This window comes from Flavobacterium shii, from assembly GCF_025847235.1.
GTDB lineage: Bacteria > Bacteroidota > Bacteroidia > Flavobacteriales > Flavobacteriaceae > Flavobacterium > Flavobacterium shii.
In genome coordinates, this window is record NZ_JAOZEW010000050.1 from 1 (window position 1) to 1545 (window position 1545).

The following is a 1545-nucleotide window of genomic DNA, read 5'->3' on the forward strand; positions in this document are numbered from 1 at the left end:
TGTTTTTTGAACTTTACGAAAAGCTTATTTGTAGAAATATACCTATAAAAATAACCGTTAATCCATTTGATTAAAAAATATAGGATTAAAATAAGCTTTAAATATTAACCAATAAAACCAATGCCTCATGTCAAAATTTTCGGAACAAGTTCATATATCTATAAGCAGTTTTTCTCAAAACGTTATTTATTCCGATTTTAAGCTATCGCAACAAATGGCCGACCATCACCATTTTTCATTTTTATGGCAATATACCAGTAAAGCTGTAATAGAACCTTCTGATCAGGCATCAGCCATTGGTAAATATATAGGAAGTGAAGTAATCTTTACTTTTAAGGTAAACGGAATTCAATTGATGTCCAAAGGTATGATATCAAACCTGGTTTCTATTAACCTGCATGGCAGTCCTGCCGGATTACATGTTACCGGTATTAGTCATACGATTGTACTCGATGATATGAAAAAGTCAAGAATCTTTCTTGAGAAGAACCTACTGGAAATTGCATTAGAAATTTTTGCAGAAGAAAGCTCGGGCGAATTTTACCAAAACGAAGCAATATTACCTACTTTCTCCAAAACATTCAAATACAAGACACAATATAACGAAACTAGTTTTAATTTCATGAAACGTCTTTCGGCTCGTTATGGGCAGTGGTTCTATTTTGATGGAATGCGCATGCAGTTTGGACAAACCAAACCCTCCAAAGTAAAATTGATAAACGGTTCTTCCTTACATAAATTCAAGATTGAGGCAAATTTAGTATCTCATAAAACCTCTTTTGGAGGCTATAACTACAACAATGCAGAGAAAATTAGAAATGTCTCAGAGAAAATCACAACAGGCAGCCGTGACCGGTTTGCATCTATTGTAGGATATAATCAGGGATCGGTGGCACGACAAGGTTTAAGTCATGGTGCTTATACTAATAATGCTCAAAATAAAGACGAAATCGAGGAAATGGTGCGATTGCAAACAGCAGGTCGCGATGCCAATAGCGTTTTTTATAGCGGAGTCTCCTATTTCCCGATTGGTTTAGGACAGGTGTTTACAATCCAGAATAAAAACGTAGAGCACGAACTTATTGCAATCGAAATTATACACCTGTCTGAAGGACACGGAAACTACAGTTGTGAGTTTAAAGCTATTCCTGCCGATGTGGCGGCACCACATTATACCGATGTCGAAGTATTTGGCAAAGCCGATAGCCAACCCGCAATAATAAGCGACAATAATGATCCCGAAGCAATGGGTCGTGTAAAAGTAGAATTCTATTGGGCAGGCTGGGGAAACTCAAGCGAATGGATACGTGTAACGCAAAACTACGCAGGCGGAGCAAGAGGCGGTTATTGGACTCCCGAAATAGGCGATGAAGTACAAATAAGTTTTGAAGCAGGAAATGCCGATTGTCCTTATGTATCTGCATCCTATTATAACGGAAAAGCAAAACCTGAATTCTTCGACCCAAACAATAGGATAAAAGGATGGAAACTACGATTTGGACAATTATTAAAATTCGTCGAGAAAGTAGGTATCTGGCTCTCCGA

The 1545-nt window shown here is 37.5% G+C and carries 1 protein-coding gene; it reads left to right on the forward strand.

What is annotated here, in order from left to right; all coding sequences use genetic code 11:
- Positions 1-127: 127 nt before the first annotated feature.
- On the forward strand, positions 128-1545 hold a 1418-nt coding region (locus OIU83_RS23500), incomplete at its 3' end, for a type VI secretion system Vgr family protein (protein WP_264208703.1).